Raw genomic sequence first — 25,005 nt, 5'->3', positions numbered from 1 at the left:
CATATAAGTTTTCTTAATGCCCATCTTCTTGCCCTTCGGACAAGAAGCATCCCTCGCTCTAAAGAGCTCGGTCAATTCTTATTTTTCTGCTGTCTGCACTGGCCTTTGAAAAATCTGTCACATTTCCGAGAGTTCACAATAATGTGCATAAATCCCGCCTTTTTTTAGCAATTCTTCATGTGTTCCGCTCTCTGCGATCCCATTATCGGCAACAACAAGAATCTGATCTGCCCCGCGGATCGTAGAAAGGCGGTGTGCGATCGTGATTGTGGTGCGGTTCTTTGCCAGTTCTTCGAGACTTTTCTGAATCCATCGTTCACTCTCATTATCCAGTGCACTCGTTGCCTCATCCAAAATAAGAATCGGCGGATTTTTCAGGAAAACTCTGGCGATAGAAATTCTCTGTTTCTGCCCTCCTGAGAGGCGTGTTCCGCGTTCACCGACGTAGCTGTCGTATCCATCCGGCAGTGACATGATAAAATCGTGAATATTTGCTTTTTTCGCCGCATCGACGATCTCTTCCATGGAGGCCTCTGGTTTTCCGTAAGCGATATTATCCCGGATCGTTCCGCAGAACAGATAGACATCCTGCTGCACCAGTCCGATCTGATTTCGCAGACTTTCAAGTGTCAGTCCTCTGACATCCTTTCCGTCAATCGTGATCTTTCCTTCTGTCACATCGTAAAAACGTGGCAGCAACGAACAGATCGTGGTCTTACCACTTCCGGACGGTCCGACCAGTGCGATCGATCTGCCTGCCGGAATCCGAAAGCTGACATGAGACAGTACCGGTGTCTCATCATCCTGATAATGAAAGGAAACATTTTCATAAGATACATCACCACATACATTGGTCAGTGGTTTTGCATCTTCGGCATCCTGAATATCCGGTTCTGTCTCGATCACATCGAGAAATCTGCGAAATCCGGACAGGCCTTTCTGCATCATTTCTGTCAGCTCAACCAGGATCTGGATTGGGCTGATGAAGATTCCGATGTACAAAGCATACATGGCAAGATCTGCTGCTTCCATTTTTCCGTGTGCGATCAGCCATCCGCCAAAGACCAGGGTCACCAGATACATCAGTCCCTGGAAAAACAGGTTGCTGCTCATAAAACTTCCCATACAACGATAGTTCGCATCTTTGGATACCAGAAATCCCTCGTTGCTCTTCTGAAATTTCTTCCACTCAATCTCCTCATTTGCAAAAGACTGTACGACACGGATCCCGGAAAGGGTATCCTGAAGCCTCGCATTGATATCTCCGATCTTGCGTCGGTTATCCATGAACGTTGCCTGCATACGGCGATTCTGACGCAGGGAAAAGATCAGCATCAGCACAACCAGAAACAGAAGCGGCACTGCCAGTCTCCAGTTGATAAAAAATAAGAAGATAAAGGCTCCGACAATCTTAATCAGTGAAATGAACAGATTTTCCGGTCCGTGATGTGCCAGCTCAGAAATGTCAAACAGATCTGATACGAGTTTGCTCATCATCTGACCGGAATTATGCTGATTATAATAAGAGAACGACAGTTTTTCATAATGCTCAAACAATTCCTGGCGCATATCCCGCTCCATCCTTGCTCCCATCATATGCCCCTGACACGTCACATAATACTTGCACAACGCCTGTATTGCATACATAAGCAGCAATCCTGCCCCGATAGGAAGCAGTGCCTGTAAGATCACAGCTGCATCTTTTAAAAACAGTGTTTTTGTCAGACTGCGAAGGATCTGCGGAAATGCCAGATCCACAAAACTGATAATCGCTGCACACAGCAAATCCAGAAAAAACACACCTTTGTAAGGTGCATAATATTTCACAAACTTTTTCAGTGTCTCCACTTTTGTTACCTTCTTTCGTTATTATGATTGAACCAAATCAAGGAAGTCCCCTGCTTCAATTGCGAATATCCGCTTGACACGTAAGACTTGGCACGCGATTCTGTTCAGCTTTGCTGACATTTACCCAACAAAATCGCCGCATGCCTATTGTAGCATGCGACGATTCTCGTTACAACTTGAACTTCTGTTATTCAAGAGATTCTTTTATTTACTTTACTTTCGCTACTTTATTATAAGTTGCCTTTTTGCTGATTTTTGCTTTCTGAAGGTTCTTTTTCAGTGCTCTCAGCGTTTTGGATTTCATCTTCTTAGGAACTGTAACTTTCATCTTAGAAGAAGTACCCTTGAATGCATTCCTGCCAACTTTCACGATCTTTGTTCCCTTGAAAGTTACGCTTGACAGCTTGCTCGCTTTACTGAATGCATTGGAGCCAATGCTCTTGACGTTGTTTCCAATCACGATACTCTTCAGTTTCTTGTTGTTCTTGAAAGCATTCTTACCGATCGTGGTTACTTTGAAGCTGTAATTTCCAACTTTTACTGTATCCTGGATCGTAACTTTTGTTTTCTTCGTTGCTTTCAGTTTCACTGCAGAAACCGTTCCGTTTACTGCATCAGCTTTCGTTACTTTGTAAGTAACGCCTTTTACTGTAGTGGTTGTTCCAACTGCCGGAACCTGTGGTGCCGGATTATTGTTTCCGTTGTTGTTATTGTTATCATCTTTCTTGACAAGAGCTGCTTTTGCATCGCTGACTGCTTTCAGTGCTGCATTTACTTCTGCCTCAGTAGCATCCTTATTCTCCAGAACTTTCTTAGCTTCTGCCAGTGCTGCTTTCAGTTTGCCTGCACTCTCAGCTGTGTAATCTGCTTCTTTGAATGATTCTGCTTCTTTGACTGCCTTGTTCAGCTCTTCGACTTTTTCTGCCGGTGCAGGGGTCGGAGTCGGTATCGGATCAATATCTTTTGATTTTACCGTGATGGTAACTTTGCCTGTTACACCGCTTCCGTCTTTTGCAGTTGCAATGATATCTGCACTTCCAACACCAATTGCTTTGATCAGACCACTTTCGTTTACTGTTACTGCACTTTCATTTGAGCTTGTCCATGTAACTTCTTTGTTGTCTGCATTTTCCGGTAATACAGCTGCAGCTGCCTGAGCAGTACCGCCGATCTCCAGTTCTTTCTTATCTGCTGTTACGCTGATGCTTGCTACTTTGACCGGCTCCGGATCTGGAGTAACCTGTTTTGCTTTTACCGTGATCACAAGTTCTCCTGATACTCCGCTTCCATCTTTTGCTGTTGCTTTGATGGTTGCCGTTCCGGCTGCTTTTGCTGTGATCAGACCTGTTTCGCTTACGTTTGCCACTGTTTCATCTGAACTTGCCCAGGTCACTTCTTTGTTGTCTGCATTTTCCGGTAATACAGCTGCAGCTGCCTGCATCGTATCACCGACGGTCAGCTCTGTCTTATCTGCTGTTACGCTGATGCTTGCTACTTTGATCGGCTTCGGATCTGGAGTTTCACTCTGGAACGTGAATTTTGCATCTGCCCACAGTGCGTGGTCGTTGTAATCTGCATCGCCTTCTTCTACGATCAGACGCAGATCTTTTACTTTGGATACATCGATATCTACGAGATAGGACTGTCCGTTGGAGATCACATGATCTTTGCGGTACAGCTCTTTGCCATCACCTTTGATCACATAGTTTACATCTGCTTTGTTTCCAAGTGTCTGGTCTGCACTGATACCGATGCGTGCGGTAAATCTGCTTACGCCCTTGCCTTCCAGGTTAACGCCCAGTTCTGCCGGTGCATGCATAGCCACACCTTTGTCAAAGCTCTGTTTTGTGCCTTCTACATAGACTGCCATCGGATTTCCGCATCCGCAGGCATCTCTTGTGTTTTCGAAGTATCCGCCCTGGTCAACGGTCCAGTCCATATCGGATACATACAGTTCATCCTGAACCTTGAAATTGATCGTATAAGTCTTTTCTACACCAAACGGAGAAACGGCTTTGATGGTTGCTGTGCCAGGAACTGCTGCTGCCTGTGTAATAGTTACATTAACATCATTTGATTTTTTGATCACTTCTACCTGAGGAACCTTTCCTTCTTCGTAGCTTCCTCTTAAAAGTGTATAAGTGTACTCATTCTGTCCGTCACTGAAGTTGTCCAGTTCTTTGCCGTTTACTTTGATTCCGGTCAGCGGCATTCCGGATTTCACGTCTTCGTTGCTCTTTACCATCTTTTCTTCATCTGATGTCTGTTTTGTCAGAGGAAGGATGCTGAATGTCTGTGTATAAGTCTTTCCTGCGGAAATGATGTATTTGCTCAGAGGAGCCGGACCGCAGCTTGCATTTCCAAGTCCGCGCTGCATCAGGTCAACAGTCAGAATGGTATTTTCCTGTACCGGAACCTGATATGGATGACGGTAGGATGCCAGATCTTCTGCTTTATAATGCAGGGCTCCGGATTCCATTTCGCTGTCAGAAGATACCAGGATACCTGTTCCGTCTTCTGCTGTCAGTGCTGTCCATCTTACACCTGTGTGGTTTCCGTTTTCCTGAGGTTTTACATATTTTTTTTCAAACTGTTCGGTTACGGTGCTGTTGTATATACCAAGTTTTGCACCGGTGTTACGGTCAACATAGTTTGCCTGCGGACCATTTCCGTAGTATGTCAGCTTCTCGTAATCTTTTGCAACTGTCATCTTCATACCGATTCTTGCAATATTTCCTGCAGAAGCACTCGGTGTAACCGTATTGGTTACTACGATCTCACCATTGCCATAGATCATGTAATCAATGCTGTTCGGTGTATTTACTTCAGGAATGCTTCCTGATACATGAATGTTGACTACTTTGTCTTTCTTATCTACAGTGATGCCGTTCTCATCCAGCGTGAAGTTCTCTGCTGCATTCTTCATCGCTGTGGAGAAGGATGGGTCGTTGCTGACCGGTGCACGGTAGTAGTTCGGAACCGGTCCGTTCTCCAGCAGGGTCTTGCCGTCTACTTTGTAGCTGGTGATGTAACCCTGTGCTTTGTCAATCACAACTTCAAATGCTTTGCCGTTTGTTTTGGATGTCTTTCCGGTAACAGTGATCGCATCATCGCTCTCTGCTACGTTTACTTTATCCATGTCAGATGCACTGATCGTTGGCTGTGCTTTTTCCGGAGTGTAAGCAAGATCAAATTCTTCAAATGCAATCTCATTACCTTCATGTCCGTAATAATCGCCTGCCCACGCAGCATCTTCTTTCAGTGTTACGGAGAGTGTCAGTGTATAGTCAGAACCTGCTGTCGCACTTACTTTCGGGAAGTTTGCCAGTGTTACGGTAGCTTCTGCCTGCGGTGCGATGTTCTTCTGCTCCTCGCTAAGCTGACCGCTTCCGATCACTTTGTTATCTTCTTTTAATGTCCAGGTGACATTGTATTTGTTCAGGTTGGTGTTCAGGAACTCGTTTACAACACGGACTTTTCCGTTTGCTGCTTCACCGTCATCATAGAAGGAAACTTCCTGATGTACTTTCTTGACTTCATACAGTTCTGCGGAAGGTGTGCGGTCTGCATTTAAGATACCGTTTGCACAGAAATCATTATCATTTACCGTCTCGCCCCAGTCTCCGCCGTATGCGAAGTATGTGCTGTCTTTGTAGTTTGTTCCTTCTGATTTAATGGAAGCAGATCCAAAGTCAATAGAATAAGCTACGTTATCTTTTACTGCGTCCAGATTATCGTTTGTATTCTGGATCTGTTCCTCTGTCATAACACCTTTGATCACGGCTGCACGGTCGATTGCACCGTTGAAGGTTCTTCCGGACTGGTCTGCGGATGCTCCGATGGTGATGTCGATCGGATTGCTGGATGCATCACAGGTTGTCTTGTTGGTTCTTTGTCCTGTTGCAAGCTGTTTTCCATCGTAATACAGCTTGTACTCGGTACCGATATAAGTTGCCGTCAGACGATGCCAGTTTCCGTCTGTGAAATCAGATGGAATATCTGCGGATAAAGTACCACCGCTCCATCCGTCTACAAAGAACTCAAATTTACCATAGCGGTCAATCTGAAGGTTGTAACCGTCGCTGTCTCCTCTGGAGATAAACGCCTGTGCGGATCTTGTAAAGTTCTCCGATGGTTTTACCCATACATCCAGTGTGATACCGGTTGTGCTGTTGGTTGCCAGTTTTGCACTGTCCGTCGCTGCATAAGTTCCCTGGATCGCTTTTGTATTGTTGCGTCCTTCGGTAACTTTTCCGTCAAATTTCGTTGCAACACCGGTGTTCGAATCTGTAATCGTGTAAGTTGTTGTATTTTCTACTTTTGTAGAAACAGACTGATCGATCCAGTCCCAGATAAATCCGCCCTGTGCATTCGGGTAGTTACGGAAAATATCCCAGTACTCTTTGAAGTTACCAAGGGCATTACCCATTGCATGGGCATACTCAGACTGGATATACGGCAGCTTATTGCCGGTGTTTGTTACCTGACTCTTGACAGAATCCACACCCCAGTACTGGGAGGAATAGATATCTACCATGGATTTTGTGCGGTCACCCTTTGTATAGCGGTTGTCACGCTCATATTTACGGATACGGGACGGGTCACGCTGCAGGATCCACTGTGTGGAATTGTAGAAGCAGTAGTTCTCATCCATGTTGTAAACCTGATAAGTAGCTTCATTACCAAGGGACCAGATCACTACGGATGGATGGTTTTTATCGCGCTCTACCATATTCTGGGTGCGGTCCATAACGGAAGTGTTCCAGATCGGATATCCAGACGGGATGTTGCTGCTTGTCGCACCGATGTGGGACTCTGCATTCGTCTCATCACAGATATAAATACCCAGCTCATCTGCCAGTCCGTACATATATGGATTGTTCGGATAGTGGCTGGTACGGATCGCATTGACATTGAACTGCTTCATCATCTTCAGGTCGGTTGTGATATCTTCTCTGGAGATCGCACGTCCGTCCTGGTCATCTGTTTCATGACGGTTTGTACCACGGAACATGATCTTTTCACCGTTGATCTGTACCTGTTCCTGACCTGCTTCGTTGATATCTGCTTTGCTGATCTCGCGGAATCCGACTCTCTGAACAGTCGTCTCAATGACATTGCCATTTTCGTCTTTTAACTGAACAAGAAGCATATACAGATTCGGAGTATCTGCAAACCATTTGTCCGGATTGGTTACTTTTTTATCGCCGGTAAAGTGTGCACCCTTGTCATCTGCTTTCTCTGCCACATTTTCCTTTGCTGCCGGAACAGTCGCTTCGATCACCATCGGCTCAGACCACACTTTTGTCTTGCCGTCAATCTTGTAAAGATCAGCAGATACGGTATATTTCTTGCCTGCTGCTGTATCATCACCGAGATTACGAATATCTGCATCCAGCGTCAGGGTTGCATCTTTATAGTTTTTATCCAGATCTGTTTTTACAAACAGGTCACGCATCTCTACTTTTGCTTTAGAGTAAAGATTTACATCACGGAAAATACCGCTCATACGGATAAAGTCCTGGTTCTCCAGATAACTTCCGGTAGACCAGCGGTAAACTTCCACAGCGATGGTATTTTCACCCTTTTTCAGATAACTTGTAATGTTAAACTCATCCGTTGTGTAGCTGTCTTCGCCGTATCCGACTCTCTGTCCGTTTACATATAAATAGAATGCGGACTCTACACCTTCAAAGGATACGAAAACATCTCTTCCATCCCAGTCTGAAGGAACGGTAAAGGTTCTCTTGTACTGGCCGACACTGTTGTTTACGGTCGGTGCTGTAACGTTTGCTCCAAGGCTGACATTTTCATAGTTCTGCCACGGATATCTCTGGTTTACATAGATCGGCTTTTCGTATTTGAAATTGCCGTCTGCATCCTTGATCGTCTGGATGGAACTTGGAACTTTGATATCATCCCAGCCTGAGGTATCCCAGTTCTCCACATAATTTTTTGCATCTGCACCTTTTGCCTGTTTTTCACGGTCTGCCGGTTTCTGGGCAAATTTGAATTTCCAGGTACCGTTCAGGGACTGTTTGTAAGCGGATTCTGATTCATCCACATCCAGAACTGATTTTTCGTTTGTCAAAGCTTTTTCTGCAGACTCATACGGTGTAAAATACGCATGTGCCGGCTCCCGGTTCTCCTCCACTTTATCAATCTGGTCATACCACTCTTCGCCTGCAAAGCTGCTGTCAGCAGCATTTACCGGAAGTGTGAAACTTCCAATGCCGGTCACAAGCTCTCCGCCGATCATAGCACCGGCTAACACAACAGACAGAATTTTCTTTCTCAAATGCATGTACATTCCTCCTTTTATGCATTTTTTCTTTTGCAGCCATTCTGTTTCCTTTTCAGCTGCAATTCTTTCTTTTTCTTCCTCTTTTTTCGCAGAGTTTTTGTCATTTTAAAAATCTCTGTGAAAAATGAAGTCCCGCTGTGCGGGACTTCCAGCACCCTCTCTGGATACATGTTAAGTTTATTATAGTACGTTTTTATGTTTTTGTCTATATTATTACTATTTATTTTTATTAAGCGTTCGCTTTTTAGTAATTTTCTACATATTCTCTGTCCGTTTATTGTCTATTTCGCCAGTTTCGTTGATTCCATTGGAAACATCCACGCTTCTAGGAACCTGTTTTATCAGCTCTGGAAACTTACGGCAATATGCAAAATGAACGAATTCCTAAGAAGGCACTTTTACGTGCCCTTTTGGGAATTCGTTCATTTGCACATACACTTTTTTCTGTATACAGTTTGTCTATTCGTTTCACAGGAAAACCGCCTTCATTTTCTCTGCCACTTCCTGCAGTTTTTGTGCTCTTTGTCCGAATATCCGGACGGCGAGATCATTTTGCACAAGTTTTGTCACGCCGCCATCACACTCCGGTTCCTGTGCCAGGATCTCCCAGATATTCTGCTGCAGTTCTTCGCTGTTGCCGGTCAGGAACAGATTTGCCATATGTGTGTAACCTTCGTACATACCGATGCCTTCCATTCCCATTTTTTCCGGCTCATAGCAGGTATTGTCCCGATAGATCAGACTTTTGTTTCGCCAGATGGAAACTCTCGATGCATACTTCCGGTAGCGAAAGCGTTCCCCGGATGCTTTTCGACCGCAGGAAATGATTTCCATCAGAAAGAATCTTGAACTTTCGTCTTCGAGATGGATTTTCATATCACTTTCAAATGCAGACTGTGCGTATGGGATCACCGGCTGCGGATAGTAACAGAAGACTGCATTTTTTTTCACTTCTACCGTCACACTCCGGCGTGCCAGTCCTTCTTTCATCTTATGCACTTTATCAAAAGACTGAGAAAGAAATTCCAGATTGCTTCCTTCGGAAATCTGAAAGGTGAACTCCTGAACATCGCCTTCCATGATTCCGGCCGAAGCACACAGCGGCATAATGGAAATTCCGCCATCTTCTTTTGGAAATGGTGTCATAACTTTATAAGGTGCAGTAAAGGAAAGATCTTCCAGTATGGTTTTTCCATCCCGGCTTCCGGTGCGGATCGACAGTCTGGATATTTTTCCGAATTTGTTTTCTGTCAAATGTTCGTCCGCCTTTCTTTTTTATTTTTCAAGAATGCTTCTTCTATTCTTGCTGTGAAGTAAAGCGGACATTCACAATCCGCTTCTCTGCGTTCAAGTCGAACATTATGCTTACAGATCTTCCAGCAATACACTTTTTTTGATCCATTCTACTACTTTATCCACATTTTCATCCCCGCGGATGTTGGTAAACTGGAATGGACAGTCACCACGCATTTTCTTTGAATCACGTTCCATGACTTCCAGACTTGCTCCGACATATGGTGCGAGGTCGATTTTGTTGATGACAAGCAGATCTGATCTTGTGATACCAGGACCACCTTTTCTCGGAATTTTATCTCCTTCTGCAACATCGATCACGAAAATCGTGGCATCTACCAGTTCTGGGCTGAAGGTTGCGGAAAGGTTATCTCCGCCGCTCTCGATAAAGAGCAGTTCAATATCCGGGAAACGCTCCATCATTTCATCAACTGTTTCAAGGTTCATCGAGGCATCTTCACGGATTGCCGTATGCGGGCATCCGCCGGTTTCCACACCGATGATCCGCTCGACCGGAAGAACACTGTTTTTTGCCAGAAACTGTGCATCTTCCTTTGTATAAATATCATTGGTGATAACGCCAGTGCTGTAGTCTTTTGCCATTTTTCTTGATAATGCTTCGATAAGTGCTGTTTTTCCGGAACCTACCGGACCGGCAACTCCAATTTTCACGTATGACATACTTTTTCCTCCTGCTATGACATATACAATCTGGAATACAGTTTTTCGTGCTGGATTCCACGAATATCAAATCCCGGTGCTGACAGGCACAGGTCATCTTCGCTGTAAGTTCGGATCTCTTCCAGAATTTCTGCAAATTCCGAATAACATCCGCTTAAAAGCTGCTGTCCTGCACTTTGGCTGAGCGGGATGGTTTTGACACAGTTTGTTACCATTGCGGAAGTCTGTGCATATAAATAATGATACAACGTCTCTTCTTCTTCGATTCCAAGAGCCGCACAGAAAACTCCGTATACAATGCAGTGACTGACCGCTTTTCCTTTTCTTCCTTCCAGATACGTTTCAAAAATTTCTCTGTTTTTCATCGGCATCGTTTCTGCGTGCAGTTTTTCAATTGTTTTTACAAAACGAGAACCCATTTTTCTGGACGCTTCCCGCTGTTCAAAAGGAATCCTGGATGCTCCGAGAGCGGTGCATGGCGATTGCCGATCTCATAGCAGACCTTTGCCACATATTTTTCGTGCCCCGGTGCAAGCGATACTTCGATCACTTCGCACGACGGTGTGTTGACCACAATCACCACACCGTCTGCATCATAGATCACATCATCCTGGAACAGTCCTCTTGTCAGAATGGAATCATTCATACGGATGCCCACTTCACGACCCTGGCCGGTCACTTTTCGATGGATTTTTTTAAATGCTTCATGCCATTCGATATCCACATATTCTACTGTTTTTCCTGTGATATCCACATCTTTTAATTTTCCGATTACTTTTTCACAAACCATTCTACCATACTCCTAAAATCAGCATGATTCCCGGAATCCATGCGGTGACCACGCCTTCAAACACCTGAAGCAGCGGTACAAATTTTCCGAGCTTTTTGCCCATGATATCTTCTACAAATGCAGTTCCCCAGAGGATTGCCCACAGATACCAGGTCTGCGAACTTGCCTTTTTCCACAGAACCTACATAATCTGCAATACCATGTGTTAATGCCGGATTGATCGTATATTTTGCGATATAACGTTTTACACGGAAGTTGTCGTTTCCTTTGCCTTCGTCTTCCGGAAGTGCTCCGCGTTCGTCTTTCATTTTGCTTGCTGTCTGCCAGGTACGTGTGATAACTTCGCCGACACGTCCCATTGCCTGAGAGTCCGAACTCATCATACTGAAGATACCCATGTCATGCAGAACATCTTCTGCTGCGATGGTTTCCGGACGGATTCTGGAATCTGCAAATGCGACATCTTCCGGGATTTTTTTGTCCAGATGATGGCATACCATCAGCATATCCAGATGCTCATCCAGTGTATTGACCGTGTATGGCATGGTCGGGTTTGTGGATGACGGAAGAACATTTCCTGCTGCCGCTGCACGGATGATGTCCGGTGCGTGTCCTCCGCCTGCACCTTCGGTGTGGTAAGTATGGATTGTTCTGCCTCCGATCGCTGCCAGAGTATCTTCGACACATCCTCCCTCATTCAGCGTATCGGTGTGAATCGCTACCTGCACATCGTACTCATCTGCTACATTCAGACAGTGGTTGATAACAGCCGGTGTTGCACCCCAGTCTTCATGAATTTTCAGTCCCATTGCACCTGCTTTGACCTGCTCGATCAGCGGTGCTTCATCCGAACAGTTTCCTTTTCCGAGGAATCCCAGGTTCATTGGATATTCTTCTGCTGCTTTGAGCATCATTTTCATGTTCCACGGTCCAGGTGTACAGGTCGTTGCATTTGTTCCGTCTACCGGTCCGGTACCGCCTCCAATCATCGTTGTCACACCGCTGTACAGTGCACAGTCGATCTGCTGCGGGCTGATAAAATGAATGTGGGTATCAATTCCGCCGGCAGTTACGATCATGCCTTCTCCTGCCAGTGCCTCTGTAGAAGCTCCAACCGTCATGCCCGAAGTTACGCCGTCCATAATATCCGGGTTTCCTGCTTTTCCGATTCCGACGATTTTGCCGTCTTTGATACCGATATCTGCTTTTATGATTCCGGTCACATCCACGATCAGTGCATTTGTGATGACCAGATCCAGATCTCCGTCTTTGCTGCAGGTCTTAACAGACTGTCCCATACCGTCACGGATGGTTTTTCCGCCTCCGAATTTAATTTCATCTCCATAGGTGGTAAAATCTTTTTCCACTTCAACGACAAGGCTTCTATCTGCCAGTCTTACTTTATCGCCCACGGTCAAAAGAAAGGCATTTATTTACTTCAAAAAAATGATAATGAGATCCCACCTGCACCGGGCGGTCTCCTTTATTCGCAACAAGAATTTTCACTGTGTTTTTTCCTTCGTTGAGTGTGATCTCTCTGTCTGCTGGAATAATTTCACCGATTTTCATGGTTTGTTGTCCTCCTTCTTCAAGATTCGCCCGCAGATCATCTGTGGGGCTGCCTCTGATCTACTGGATCGGATTATGTACCGTTACCAGCTTGGTTCCATCCGGAAAAGTTGCCTCTACCTGTACTTCTTCCAGCATATCTGCAACACCATCCATAACATCTTCTTTGGTAAGGATCTTCGTTCCCAGCTGCATCAGTTCCACAACCGTTTTTCCGTCACGTGCCAGTTCCAGAAGTTCCGAACTGATATAAGCAAGCGACTCTGCATAATTCAGCTTCAAGCCGCGTTCTTTTCTCTCTTTTGCAAGATTTCCCGCCATATGAAGCATCAGTTTTTCCTGTTCCTTCGGGGTAAGTCTCATAGTAATCCTCCTGTTCGTTTATTTAGTAAGAATAAAATCAACATCAACAGTTCAGCCGTGACAAAAAAAGACGCAGACAATGGCTCCCTTTTACAGGCTCCATTGTCTGCGTCTTTATCCCTATGGATTTGCTATGCATTATAGCCGATTTTATTTTTTCCGTCAGGCAGTTTTTTGAAAGATTTTTGCATTATTCGAATGTTTTTGCTGTTATTTTTCCTGATTTTCTTCATTATTTTGAACGTTTCGATAAACTTTTGCTTTATCAACACGGTGGTCATCCATCTTCAGGACAACTACTTTCACGCCGTCACTTACAAAGCTGTCGCCCTCTTTCGGGATCTGCCCAAGTTCCTCCATGATCCAGCCGCTCAAAGTATTGACATCCACCGCTTTCTCAATATCCAGCAGTTCAAATACTTTATCAATATTTGCCGATCCGCTCATCAGATATTCCCGGTCTGAAATTTTTTCGATTTCTTTGATGACACGGTCATGCTCATCCCAGATATCACCGACCAGCTCTTCGATGATATCTTCAATCGTAACCAGACCTTCCGTTCCGCCAAATTCATCCAGAATGATCGCAATGTGAGTTTTACTGTCCTGAAGCTTTTTCAGCAGGACACCGATCTTCATCGTCGGCGTGATAAACAGCACCGGGCGGATGATATCTTTCAGAGGTCGGTCGGTATGATAAATAAAATTGTGGAAATCCTTCTGGTTGACAATGCCTATGATGTGGTCGATATCTTCTTCGTAGACCGGAAGCCTTGAAAATCCGGTATCCAGAAACATCTTTGCGATTTCTTCTTTTGTCGCATCCAGCGGAATACTCTCAATGTCCACACGCGGCGTATAAATATCACTTGTCTCAAGATCCATAAAACCAATCGCACTGCGGATCAGTGTACTTTCATCGGCATCGATCCCGCCTTCCTGCTCTGCTTCTTCCACGATCGTCATCAGCTCCTCGTCCGTGATCCCACGGTCATCCGAAGGCTTGTTGAACAGTTTGACAAGCAGCTTTTTCCATTGAGCGAACATCCAGATAAATGGTTTTAAAAGCACCATCAAGGCACGGATAAACGGTGCGGAAAACATGGCAAATTTCTCCGGTGATTCTTTGGCAATGCTTTTCGGCGAGATTTCACCAAAGATCAGCACGACAACCGTGACGGAAGCTGTTGCAACGCTCGCCCCTGTCTGCTCACCCAGAAATTTGACAAAGAGCAGTGTCGCCACAGATGAGAGCAGAATATTGACCAGGTTGTTGCCGATCAGGATCGCCGAAAGCAGCGTGTCGTAATTGTCTGCCAGCTGAAGTGCAAGTGCTGCGGATTTGTCACCCTTGTCTGCCATTGTTTTCATACGTGCATGGCTCATCGTGGAAAAGGCTGTCTCGGTCGCAGAAAAATATGCGGACAAAACAAGACAGACCAGAATAATAACCAATGAAGTCGAGTCACTGGACATGATAAATAAAAAACCTCCCTTTCAAAAAAGCATGGCCTGTTGTACCCTGACAACAGACCATGCCCTGTCTTTCTTTGTAATCTGTTTTCTGTTGTTATTATATGAGATAGCCGTCACAGTGTCAATGGGAAGCTTTTCTTAGCGTTCGTTTTTCTTCTTACCATTCACTGCCTGAATACTTCATCTCATAGAATAACTGATGTGCTCCTTTGTGATCAACGTAGCACACAAAATATCCTTTTTTATAGGACATACTTTGCTCTCCTGTTATTACTTTCGTGTTGTTATCGTTTGCACGAACCATAACTGTCGCATGGACACCATCATAAGCATCCGGCTTTTCTGCATATCCGGCATCGATGTCTGCTGTTCCGGTATCGGTAGCTGTCCTGGCATTTGCTATATAATTGTCTTTTGCTGCACAACAGGTACTTCTCCAGATTCCGGCAATATGTCCGGCATACTCGCATCCGCCATAAACCGATACTCCATCCATCGTATTTTCAGAGATCACACTGAAATTGTTCTCTCCAATGATGCCGCCTGCGGTGTATGCACTGCCTACACTGGTGTTCATAATCTGACATTGCGTGATGCTGCTTTCATAGCGGAACGCATCCTCACTCTCTTGTGTCTGCTTATCATCTCTTCCGGCAATTCCACCCGCATACAGTCTGCCAATGCTTTGAACATCTGATCCGGTTACGGATGGTCAATGCCTGAGACGCTGACATTTTTTCAGAAGTTATTATACAAAAATACCCACATAACTGCAACTCCCGTTCAACGGCATGTTCTTCTCTGATCATTCCAAAACAAGTTCTGAGTGTACTTCTGGCAAACTGCTGTTCATAACCAAACCACAACCTCCTTGTGCTTAGAGTATATGAAGTTTGGGCTTTATCCTATAGTTTTCGAATATCTGTATAAATAGAAAAAGCCCTTTGAGAAAAGGATTTTTCCTCTCTCAAAGGGCAAGTTGTTAAACTGGAAATTATCTATTTCTCCTCTTCGTTAAGACCTAGTTCATTACACATTACTTGCTATCCCTGATACCTTATTCTTTCAACCAGCGTTTCCTTTTTCAGATTACTGCTTAAAACGCAGGAAAGTACAATCTGCAACAGACCGACCAAAAAAATCATAATAAAAATTGGTACGATTGGAACATGATAGATATTCATTCCAAATATTCCATTATGTTTTGCATAGGAAAAAAGTGCATAGCCGAGCGGCAAACCAATGATCAAAGCTACGCATATGGTGCCAACCGTAAAAATCAGTCCCTGTAACTGCAGGCATAAATTTAATTGTTTATTTGTCATACCCACAGCCTGTAATACACCATATTCCTGCTTTTTTGTCGTAATATTCATGATCATGGTGTTTGCCATATTCATAAACCCGATGAGTCCTACAATAGCCATAAACAGATAACAGCCAAGCTTCATCATGCTGCTTGCAAATTCGGCAGATTGTAACTGCGCATGATAGGTATCCATTTTTATATGCGAAGTATTAGAAATCAAAGTATTCAGACTCTGTTCCACAGATGCCACATCTTTTTTATCACAGTCCACCCACAGATAGCCATAGGCTGTTCCCCTCGGATTCATGGAACGGTATACACCTTCCGGAATGACAAGATAAGTGTCCGCACTTACAAAAGATCCTGCAATCTTTCCCTGATAGGTATAGGTTCCACTTCCATTCTCAAAGTCAAATGCAATGGATTCACCCGGAGCATATCCATCTTGTTCCATCCACGTTGACCAGCCAAAGAAAATATCACCATTCTTTACCGCCTGATCATAGTCCATAGAGCCAATATCCCCGTCCTGGCGCATAAAATCAAAATCATTTTTACTCACAATATCGGCCGGAAATCTTGTTCCGTTCAGATTCACAGAGACAATCTCTCTCGTCATGACATCTGTTACTCCCGGAATGCTTTTGATTTCTTCAATCAGCGAATCATTCAATGGATCATCCGTCAGAATCGTATCCAGATTATTCTCCGGATATCTTTCATCGTACTCAGCAGAATAGTCAAGCTGCAGTTCAAATTGTCCATGATTAACGGAAAGACGTGCTTCATGCTCCGTATCAATATTTCCCACATAATTAGAGATAATCACAAACAATGCACAGGAAAGCCCCAGTGTGAGGATGGTACCAATGGTTCTTTTTGGATTACCCGTTATATTTGCCATTGCCATAGAAAACACGGTGACATTTTTTCTGCCATTTCGTTTTCCTTTTTTGTGTGTTTCTACATTTTCTAAATACCGTGTTGCTTCGATAGGTGAAATCCGTGAAACAATTTTCATTGGTTTGCGCAGTGCCAAAGCAACGGTAAGAAATGATACGAAAATACAGAGAAGCATAACAGGCAGGGAAAACAGAGGCACCTGCTGATTTTGAACTCCCATAGAGCCAGTTTGGGTTGATACAAGGTTTCCCTGTTCTACCAGCCAGTTAAAACCGCATTTTGCAATCAGAAAGCCAAAAAGCAATCCAACTGGTATTGAAAAAAATGTCAAAAAAATGCCCTCTCTGAAGATCAGTTGTTTCATCTGCTTTTTTGTCGCTCCCAGAGCCTTGATTTTTCCATACTCCTGTATCTTGTTGGCAATACCGACCTGAAAAATATTATAAATGACCACAACAGAGAAAAGTACAATTGCAAGAATCAGAATTCCACATACCGCAATCGTTTCATAACTCGGCTGCAAGACCCATTGCAAATAGAGATCATTGACTATAACGTTTTTTTCTTCGATTCCACAAGATGCTGCAATCTGCTTTATAACCGGTTCAATATTATTCATAGATACATTTGCAGAATCATTTAAAGTAAAATAAATATTATACTGTCTGTCATTCTCTGCGACGTGCTCATCATAAAACTCCTGTGACCCGAAAGCAACATAAGATGCCTCGATGGTATACTCATCCCGGTCATATAGGATTCCGCTGACAACAAACTCTTCCGGCTTATATTCTGACCGCATCCCTGCACGGTAATCCAGTGTAACCGTATCTCCGACCTTTACATCATCATATCCCATTGCACGAAAAAAAGCTCTTCCGGCGGCAATTTCCTGCATTTTTTCCGGATACTTTCCTTCCTTTAACTCATATTCCTTATTATAGGGAAGCATTTTTCTTGCAGTCTCATCCATGCAGACAAACCCGCCGTTTTCATTGCCTTTTATGATGCCTTCTGTACACATAATTCCTATTGCATCTATTTCTGCACGGCGGCTTACTTCCTTTAACTGCGAGGCATCTGCTGCGACAAACAGACCATAATTGCTTCCATATGAGCCTGCAGCCTGACTTTTCTGCAAACGGATCATTCCATTTCCCACAGTACTGATAATCACAAGCAGCATCGTGGTCAGACATATGGACATCATAATCAGTATACTTCTTGTCTTGTTCTTTTTGTCATTGCTATATGCAATCCTGCTTATTGTCTTCATCTGAAATCCACCACCTGTCCGTCCTCAATCACCAGAATACGGTCAGCGACCTGTGCAATTTCGTCATCATGGGTAATCATTACAATTGTCTGTCCATATTTTTTTGCTGTCATCTTAAGCAGGGCGATTACCTCATCACTGGTCTTAGAATCAAGATTTCCTGTCGGCTCATCTGCAAATATAATTTCCGGACGATTCACCAGTGCTCTTGCAATTGCTACTCTCTGCTGCTGTCCTCCGGATAACTGATTTGGCAGATTATAAATCCGGTTTTCAATCCCCAGAGTTGCAATGATATCATTTACATACGCTTCATCCACTTTTCTTCCATCCAGCCCCAGTGGCAGTACAATATTTTCCCAGACATTAACAGATGAAACCAGATTAAATGCCTGAAAAACAAATCCGATTTTTCTTCTGCGGAAAACAGCAAGGGCATCTTCCTTCATCCTGTATAAATCTTTCCCGGCTAAAGTAACACTGCCTTTTGTAGGGGTGTCAAGCCCTCCAAGCATATGAAGTAATGTACTTTTACCGGAACCTGACTTTCCGACAATTGCGACAAATTCTCCCTGCTCAATCTGAATGTCCACCTGATTGACCGCTTTGACCTGATTCTCACCCGCGCCATAAAATTTACAAAGCTGCTTGGTTTCTAATATCACACTCATGTGTTGTCTCCTTTTTAATTCTGTAAAGTGTACCTTTTCAACCTACATCCAAATTGTATCAGGATAATCTTTCATTTCACTTTCAAAAAACGAGCAGAAGTCTTACAGAATTGTAAGATTTCTGCCCACTTAAAATTTAACCAACATATGGTAATTGAATCACAAACGTGCTTCCTTTTTTCTTTTTGCCGGAGGTTACCATGATTGTACCTCCGTGTTTTTCGATAATTTCTCTCGATAGAAAAAGTCCGATTCCTGTACCACTCTTTTCCATGACCTTCCTGGAACTTCCTCTGTAAAATCGTTGAAAAATTTTGTGATACTCATTCTGCGGAATACCAATTCCCTGATCCTCAATTTCCATTCTTACAAGATCGTTTCTTTTTTGTAACCGGATAAATATTTTTGAACCATCCGGGCTGTACTTGATTGCATTATCCAGAACGTTGATCACAGCTTCACCAAGCCATCTTTTATCCTGCATAATCGTGCATGTTTCCAGCTCTTTTGCATAGTCAAAAACGAATTCAATTTCTTTCTCATCCGCTTTTGGATAAGTACAGTTCACAGCAGATATGACAGTATCCATAAGCGGAAGTTTTTTCTTATTAATCTGAATCAGTCCAGTTTCCATCTTGGATATTTCAAGAAGCGACTGCAATAATGTCTCCAGTCCATCCAGAGCACTCCGACAACGGATACGAAACTCCTCCTGTTCTGTGGCACTTAAGTCATTCTGCATCAGCACACTAAAACATGTATCCAAAGCTGCAACCGGTGTCTTTAACTGGTGAGAGATATCAGAAACCATTTCTTTCGTGCTCTCTTTTTCTTCCCGTGCTTCTTCCTTTAGCAACTGAATATGATGTCCGATTGCTTCAAGCTGGTCATTCAATTTTTCCAGTTCTGCTGGATTTTCCGTTTTCAGTAAAGCATCAAATTTATTTTCACGGAATCTGATTAGAATTTCTTCTAACTGGTCTAAAATTTTCTGATGACACGCATCTTCTTTTTTCTTCCAATAAAATAAAAAAGTCAAGAGAAGCACACATATCACAGTGCTTACAGCACCGGTCACCATAACCTGATGCCGGAATTGCGAATAAAATGCATTCCCTTTATTTCCCCAGTATCCATATTGCTCCAATAATCGCCTTCCCTGTTCGTTGGTTTCAATATCCTTATCCTTAAACAATTCCGAAACAGCATCCAGCCCGGAAAATTCTTCCTTTGCAGCAATCTCTGTCATAAGATTCATTTTATATTTATAATCTTCATAAAACACATATGTGGTAAAGCAATTTAATATTGCAAACAATACTATGACAGGCAATACCAAGGAGAGCACTACTGTGATCTTCTTGCGATATCTCTTTGTCACTGCCTTACCTCCTGATTCCATATATACCCAAGACCTCTGATATTCTTTATATAGACCGGTGCAGCCGGATTGTCTTCGATTTTCTCACGGAGTCTTCTGATATTGACAGCGATTGTATTTTCATCCACAAAATCCCCTTCCAGATCAAACACATTTTCCAATATTTGTGTTTTTGAAAGAATCTTTTTCGGATTCTGAAGAAAAAAAGTCAGCATTTTCAACTCCGTTTTTGTCAGACTGATTTCACGACTCTTTATCAGGACTTTCATTTCTCCTGCGATAAATACGATATCTCCCGAAATCATCTTTCCGGTTTCCGTTTTCTCCTGTCTGCGGCGGAAATGTGCTTCTATTTTCAAAAGAAGTACCGAAAGACTAAACGGCTTTGTAATATAATCATCTGCCCCTGCTTCATATCCCATAACCTGATCCATCTCCTGATCTAGTGCCGTAAGGCAGATAATGTATGTATTTTGACTGCATCTCATCCACCTTACAAATTCCAGTCCATTTCCATCCGGAAGATTCACATCACAAATGGTAATATCCACATTATTATCACTTGCAATTCTTTTCGCTTTTTTCATTGAATCTGCTGAAAAAACCTCATATCCGGATTTTTTCAGTGAGAATGTAATTCCACGATTTAAATTTTCATCATCTTCAACCACGAGTATACCTGGCATAGCATATGCACCTCTCTTTATTAACTATTTCTCCTCTTCGTTAAGACCTAGTTCATTACCTCTGTCAATTCCGATTTTTTCTTCACTTTATTTTACCATAGTGTTTTCTAAAGTGCTATTCCAATATATACAAAAGTGTAAATGAACGATCTTATCGCCCTTTCATACTTACGCATATACCATATTTTTCAATACAATTTCTTCTGCACTGAATTTTATGATGTGGGTGTCAAAAGTCCCCAACTATGATGCCTACGGATTGTTCCGTGCGTTGCACTCCCACAATCCTTTCTACGCTCCGCTTCAAAATTTAATGCTTCTTTCTTAGTGCGGAATCCCCTTTTTACTTTTCGCTTTTTGGCTCCTGTCCAGTCCTCATAATAAAATGAAACATACCAGGTTCCTCCTTCTTCATCTTTGTATGCTACCATACTTTCTCGCCCCCTTTACATTGCACTCTTGGAATATCCATAAAATTTTGTTTCCCAGTAGGGACGTGGAATCCGAAATCCAAAACCGGGTCAGTTAGAGAAGATAGTAACTGCACCGGGATTGAATGTAAGTGTTTTTCTGGATTTTAATATTGAAACAGTCGGAGATGTACTCTCCCTGTTGTTTTCTATTGATAATTCAGTGAACCTCTCACTTGCAGAAACACCTGATCAGAAGGTTTCACTGACGTTCGATAATCCTACAATGCAGGACTTTTTCAGGAAATGGTGTCAATTTAAAAATGTCTATGAAAAGGAAAAAGCTGAAATATTAGCTATTGAAGATGGAGATAAAAGACAGAAAGAAATGAATAAGCTGAACGCTACCAAGGAAGAATGGAAACTGCGTGCTATGGGAACTACGATAGGTTGTCATACTATTGTTAAAAAGGGCACTGAGGGGAATTGCTTATCATTCCATGCTACCATTACACCATATCGCCGCAAATACCCAGACCTACTAATAAGATTTCTTTTTTCATAATATCAATTCCTTTCCTGACTGTTATAATCAAAACATGGGTGCTATCATAACGGTAGGCGGCTAGTCCTTCAACAGAGGGTTGCAGAGTGCCAGTGGCACTCGTTTTGCAACGACCGAAGTGAAACGGAGACCTGTGACCCTCTGATTACATAGAAACTCGAAAGAGAATCCACTGGAAAGGAGGGCTAAGCCATGAGTATTGTTGATTTTATAGCAGTAGTGAGCTTCGGCTTAACCTGCTTTGGTCTTGGATATACCTTTGGCAAGGATAATACTAAACCACAAAAATAGCCGCCCTGGTCTAGTAAACTAAGCGGCAATTTTTGTCAAAACATATATCGGACTAACCGTCTATCGATAGCACTCTTTTTCTATAATCATATTAGCACGCATGTGCAGAAACGTCAAAAAATTTTTATTCTACTTTTTGAAGTTTTGACATATCCAATCCATGCCGGATCATCATCAGAATATCCCATTTTTAATTCTATGTACATTAAATTGTTAATCATTCTTATTCTCTCCTGATTCCAAATTTTGCAACATCTCAACAAACTGGAAGCTGTAAACCTGATTGTTCCTAAATTAACTGTGGCATACCATTGATAAACATATGCCATGCCTGTCATTTTTCGCACTAAGTTTCCATCCGTGCATTTCAACGATTTCTTTTGAGAGGGCAAGCCCTATTCCGCTGTTTCCGTTTTGTCCCGTATAAAAACGTTCAAACATATGGGAAAAATCCTCTGTGCTAAGTTCTCCTCCATCGTTCCAGATGGAAAGGACTTGATTTTTCCACGATATTTCGATTTGACTACACGCATATTTTACGGAATTAGTTATCAGGTTAGCAACAGCGTGTTCCAGCTTCTCCGGGTCTCCGTTGACATATCCTTCGTCCAGTTCTAACGATACTGAAAGGTTTCTCCTGTTCACAATTCCTTCAAGCGGCATCAAAATATCTTGAACCAGTGATGCCATTTCTATTGGTTCACACTTTAATGGTTCCGTACCGCTTTCCATTTTTGATAAATACAGGATATCCTCAATAAGTTTACTCATACGCTCCGTCTGAGACACTATCATTCTGCCCGCTTGAGAATAATCGGTAATGACTCCCATTTCAATCTCCTCCGCATATCCGCAAATTGCCATAAGCGGGGTTTTTAATTCGTGAGATGTATTTTCAAAAAAGGTCTTCTGAGCTTTGTCATTTTGTTCAAGTTTTTTCCCGAGAAAATATCCAATGGCAGCACCGAGAGCGGCAATGACAAAAGCATCCAGCAAAACACCAAAACTGATTTCTTTTACGAGTTCTGGTTCGCCGGTAACATCCACATAAGCAAGTAATCTCTCATTGCTGTCTTCGTAATACTCTGTTCTGGCTTTCATATAATAAGTTGCTTCGTTAATTTTTGCCCTTTGCATTTCATCAGACGGGTGTGTTTCATACCAGTCAATAAGTTTCTTCTCTTTGGGTGTCAGAATCTGATATATGTCATCCCTGTTTTCTGAATCTGCCCCCATATATACAAGTGAGGCATAATATAAAGAGCCCGTATCATTTTCAGATTCGTAATTAAAATATTCGTCTGAATCCAAAGTAAAAACGTTTTTAATTGCATTCTCAGCTCTCAGCTCTATTTTTTTATTAAAAACTATGTTCAGAATCAGCAGGCTCAAAAGCATGGCTGCCATAACGGCGGAACCTGTAAGTGTGGCAATTTTATAACGTGTCTTATTCATTACAATCCTCCAGTTTATAGCCATAGCCCCAGACAGCACTAATGCGAACTTTGCTGCCTGCGGTCTTCATTTTCTGCCTGACTCTTCTTACTGTCTCATCGACAACTCTGGTTTCTATCTCCGTAGAATCTATTCCCCATACTTTGTCGAGAATTTCATTCCGGGGGATTGCCGTTCCACCATGTTCCATAAGACATCCCAGAAGCGAAAATTCTGTCATAGTCAGACCAATATCATGCTCTTTCACAATGGCATTATGCTTCTCCCATGAAAAACACACATCACCAAAGGAAATATCTGCCTTTACCGGTATATTCATTTCAACTCTTCGGAACAACGCATTTACCCGGACAACAAGAAGTGACGGCGAAAATGGCTTAATCAGATAGTCATCCCCTCCATACATAAATCCCTTCATATGGTCAGACTCTGAATCCTTTGCCGTCAAAATAATAATAGGAACTGATGATATTGTCCTTAGCTTTTTACATATGGAAAGACCGTCTGAACCCGGCATCATAATATCAAGAATAACAAGATCACAGGGCTTCTCCTGAAAAGCAGAAAAGAGTGTATCACCATTCTTGTATGCTGTTACCTCATATCCGGCATTGGATAAAAATTCTGTGAGTATTTCTCGTATATCCTGTTCATCATCTGCCAAATAAATTTTTTTTGCCATATCTTTAATCCCACATGAGGGGAGTCCCTCAGAAATTCTGTGAGATTCCCCATATTATATCTTTCAAAATCAGTATATCTGTATTTTAGTTCCACTCTGCTTTCGCTTCAAGAGCGATTGCCTGTGCCTCCAAAGCATCAATCTCATCTGAATACTTCGCATAGCGAGAAGCAAATTCCTCTTCAGAGAGGTTATCAGAGCCGTTATAAATATTGTCATAGATTGCATTAATTTTATCGTAAATACTGTTAAGCTGATTGACTTCATCTTCGCTCAAATTTCCATAGTATCCCGCTTTCTTTTCAAGCGTTTCAATCTGTGCGTTCAGTGATGTAATCTCGTCATCATACTTTGCATAGCGGGCTTCGATCTCATCGTCTGAAAGATCATCGTCCGTCCACACTTCCGCATCAATTTCTTCGATTCTTTCATATGCTTTCTGAAGCTGTTCTGCTTCCTCTGCGGTGAGCTTGCCTGTATCGTACAGAGCATTACACTCATCCTCGGAATATTCATATTCCTCGTTGTCGATCCCCCCGGCTTTTTTATCAAGCTCCTCAAGGCGATCCATGAGGGTATCGGTTTCATCCTGATACTGATCGTATCTGGCATAGATATCTTCATCAGAAAGACCATCTGCATCTTTCATTACCTCTTTGTCAATAGCGTCAAGTCGGTCATAAATGGAGTTAAACTCTTCAATCTCCTTCTGAGTGAGAGAACCATAATCTACATTTGTTTGTGTTACCTCTGATGTAGTCACTGTCTCCTCCAGTGTCTCCTTCTGGGCAGCCATGGCAGGAATACCTGCGGATGTAGTCATTGCTGCTGCAAGTGCTATTACCATTCCTCTTTTGAATAATCTGTTCATCATTTTAGTTCCTCCTGATTTTTTATTTACCGGTTGTTCGGTATGGCTAAAGTATAGCTCAGGCAAATGTAAAAATATCCTTAGAACAGTCATGAAAATGTCAATCCGGTGTGGCGAGAGCCACCTGTCCGGACTAACGGAGCCACCCCATTTTGTTTATTAAGTTACTTTGCCATTGCTG

General features: G+C 42.9%; 19 protein-coding genes and 2 pseudogenes. 1 reads left to right on the top strand and 20 read right to left on the bottom strand.

Going from position 1 to position 25,005, the window contains the following annotated elements:
- Nucleotides 1–117: 117 nt before the first annotated feature.
- From LKD42_RS11895 to LKD42_RS15425, 17 genes and pseudogenes are all read right to left on the bottom strand, one after another.
- Complete coding sequence (locus LKD42_RS11895; protein WP_248835820.1) at nucleotides 118–1,848, bottom strand: ABC transporter ATP-binding protein; 1,731 nt, start codon at nucleotides 1,846–1,848, stop codon at nucleotides 118–120.
- A 208-nt stretch (nucleotides 1,849–2,056) separates the two neighbouring features.
- Entirely contained in the window at nucleotides 2,057–8,146 is a 6,090-nt protein-coding gene (locus LKD42_RS11890; protein ID WP_248835819.1) for a glycoside hydrolase family 2 TIM barrel-domain containing protein, read from the bottom strand.
- 474 nt (nucleotides 8,147–8,620) lie between these two features.
- On the bottom strand, nucleotides 8,621–9,406 hold the full coding sequence (locus LKD42_RS11885; RefSeq protein ID WP_248835818.1) for an urease accessory protein UreD: 786 nt from the start codon (nucleotides 9,404–9,406) through the stop codon (nucleotides 8,621–8,623).
- Nucleotides 9,407–9,517: 111 nt separating this feature from the next.
- Nucleotides 9,518–10,126 (bottom strand): urease accessory protein UreG, encoded by a 609-nt coding sequence (gene ureG, locus LKD42_RS11880; RefSeq protein ID WP_248835817.1) that lies wholly within the window; start codon nucleotides 10,124–10,126, stop codon nucleotides 9,518–9,520.
- Between the two features lie 14 nt (nucleotides 10,127–10,140).
- Nucleotides 10,141–10,545 carry an urease accessory protein UreF gene (locus LKD42_RS11875; RefSeq protein WP_248835816.1) on the bottom strand — a complete coding sequence of 135 codons (405 nt, stop codon included), beginning with the start codon at nucleotides 10,543–10,545 and terminating at the stop codon, nucleotides 10,141–10,143.
- Nucleotides 10,527–10,916 carry an urease accessory protein UreE gene (locus LKD42_RS11870; protein WP_248835815.1) on the bottom strand — a complete coding sequence of 130 codons (390 nt, stop codon included), beginning with the start codon at nucleotides 10,914–10,916 and terminating at the stop codon, nucleotides 10,527–10,529. Before LKD42_RS11870 ends, LKD42_RS11875 begins: the two co-directional genes overlap by 19 nt.
- A 1-nt stretch (nucleotide 10,917) precedes the next feature.
- The gene (locus LKD42_RS15430; RefSeq protein WP_248835814.1) at nucleotides 10,918–11,019 is read right to left on the bottom strand and encodes an AmiS/UreI family transporter; all 102 of its coding nucleotides are present in this window, start codon (nucleotides 11,017–11,019) and stop codon (nucleotides 10,918–10,920) included.
- Between the two features lie 43 nt (nucleotides 11,020–11,062).
- Nucleotides 11,063–12,349, bottom strand: a pseudogene (ureB, locus tag LKD42_RS11860) (urease subunit beta); the annotation flags it as partial.
- Nucleotides 12,318–12,485: an urease subunit beta gene (locus LKD42_RS11855; protein WP_331464887.1), complete on the bottom strand. Its 168-nt coding sequence runs from the start codon at nucleotides 12,483–12,485 to the stop codon at nucleotides 12,318–12,320. The pseudogene ureB and the gene LKD42_RS11855, both read right to left, overlap by 32 nt.
- Nucleotides 12,486–12,545: 60 nt before the next feature.
- The gene (ureA, locus tag LKD42_RS11850; protein ID WP_248835813.1) at nucleotides 12,546–12,848 is read right to left on the bottom strand and encodes an urease subunit gamma; all 303 of its coding nucleotides are present in this window, start codon (nucleotides 12,846–12,848) and stop codon (nucleotides 12,546–12,548) included.
- Between the two features lie 210 nt (nucleotides 12,849–13,058).
- Nucleotides 13,059–14,324, bottom strand: coding sequence for an HlyC/CorC family transporter (locus LKD42_RS11845; protein WP_248835812.1), 1,266 nt, complete (start codon nucleotides 14,322–14,324; stop codon nucleotides 13,059–13,061).
- A gap of 157 nt (nucleotides 14,325–14,481) precedes the next feature.
- On the bottom strand, nucleotides 14,482–14,901 hold the full coding sequence (locus LKD42_RS11840; RefSeq protein WP_248835811.1) for a hypothetical protein: 420 nt from the start codon (nucleotides 14,899–14,901) through the stop codon (nucleotides 14,482–14,484).
- Nucleotides 14,902–15,367: 466 nt separating this feature from the next.
- Nucleotides 15,368–17,812 carry an ABC transporter permease gene (locus LKD42_RS11835; RefSeq protein WP_248835810.1) on the bottom strand — a complete coding sequence of 815 codons (2,445 nt, stop codon included), beginning with the start codon at nucleotides 17,810–17,812 and terminating at the stop codon, nucleotides 15,368–15,370.
- Nucleotides 17,809–18,483 (bottom strand): ABC transporter ATP-binding protein, encoded by a 675-nt coding sequence (locus LKD42_RS11830; protein ID WP_006426335.1) that lies wholly within the window; start codon nucleotides 18,481–18,483, stop codon nucleotides 17,809–17,811. Before LKD42_RS11830 ends, LKD42_RS11835 begins: the two co-directional genes overlap by 4 nt.
- Nucleotides 18,484–18,619: 136 nt before the next feature.
- On the bottom strand, nucleotides 18,620–19,885 hold the full coding sequence (locus LKD42_RS11825) for a sensor histidine kinase (RefSeq protein WP_248835809.1): 1,266 nt from the start codon (nucleotides 19,883–19,885) through the stop codon (nucleotides 18,620–18,622).
- Complete coding sequence (locus tag LKD42_RS11820) at nucleotides 19,861–20,550, bottom strand: response regulator transcription factor (RefSeq protein ID WP_248835808.1); 690 nt, start codon at nucleotides 20,548–20,550, stop codon at nucleotides 19,861–19,863. The genes LKD42_RS11825 and LKD42_RS11820 overlap by 25 nt, the downstream gene beginning before the upstream one ends.
- A gap of 296 nt (nucleotides 20,551–20,846) precedes the next feature.
- Nucleotides 20,847–20,981: pseudogene (locus LKD42_RS15425) on the bottom strand (Arm DNA-binding domain-containing protein); the annotation flags it as partial.
- A 121-nt stretch (nucleotides 20,982–21,102) separates the two neighbouring features.
- Between LKD42_RS15425 and LKD42_RS11810 the strand changes: the two are divergent.
- The gene (locus tag LKD42_RS11810; RefSeq protein WP_248835807.1) at nucleotides 21,103–21,525 is read left to right on the top strand and encodes a hypothetical protein; all 423 of its coding nucleotides are present in this window, start codon (nucleotides 21,103–21,105) and stop codon (nucleotides 21,523–21,525) included.
- Between the two features lie 585 nt (nucleotides 21,526–22,110).
- Here LKD42_RS11810 and LKD42_RS11805 read toward each other — a convergent pair.
- The 3 genes from LKD42_RS11805 to LKD42_RS11795 all read right to left on the bottom strand — a co-directional run bounded on the left by LKD42_RS11805 (nucleotide 22,111) and on the right by LKD42_RS11795 (nucleotide 24,827).
- Entirely contained in the window at nucleotides 22,111–23,271 is a 1,161-nt protein-coding gene (locus LKD42_RS11805) for a sensor histidine kinase (RefSeq protein ID WP_248835806.1), read from the bottom strand.
- On the bottom strand, nucleotides 23,264–23,953 hold the full coding sequence (locus LKD42_RS11800; protein ID WP_019163079.1) for a response regulator transcription factor: 690 nt from the start codon (nucleotides 23,951–23,953) through the stop codon (nucleotides 23,264–23,266). The genes LKD42_RS11805 and LKD42_RS11800 overlap by 8 nt, the downstream gene beginning before the upstream one ends.
- An 85-nt stretch (nucleotides 23,954–24,038) precedes the next feature.
- Entirely contained in the window at nucleotides 24,039–24,827 is a 789-nt protein-coding gene (locus LKD42_RS11795; RefSeq protein WP_248835805.1) for a hypothetical protein, read from the bottom strand.
- Nucleotides 24,828–25,005: the final 178 nt, after the last annotated feature.

The organism is Hominisplanchenecus faecis (assembly GCF_020687205.1).
GTDB lineage: Bacteria > Bacillota > Clostridia > Lachnospirales > Lachnospiraceae > Hominisplanchenecus > Hominisplanchenecus faecis.
Note: the sequence above shows the minus strand (reverse complement) of the source record. Positions and strands in the feature narration are given on the sequence as shown.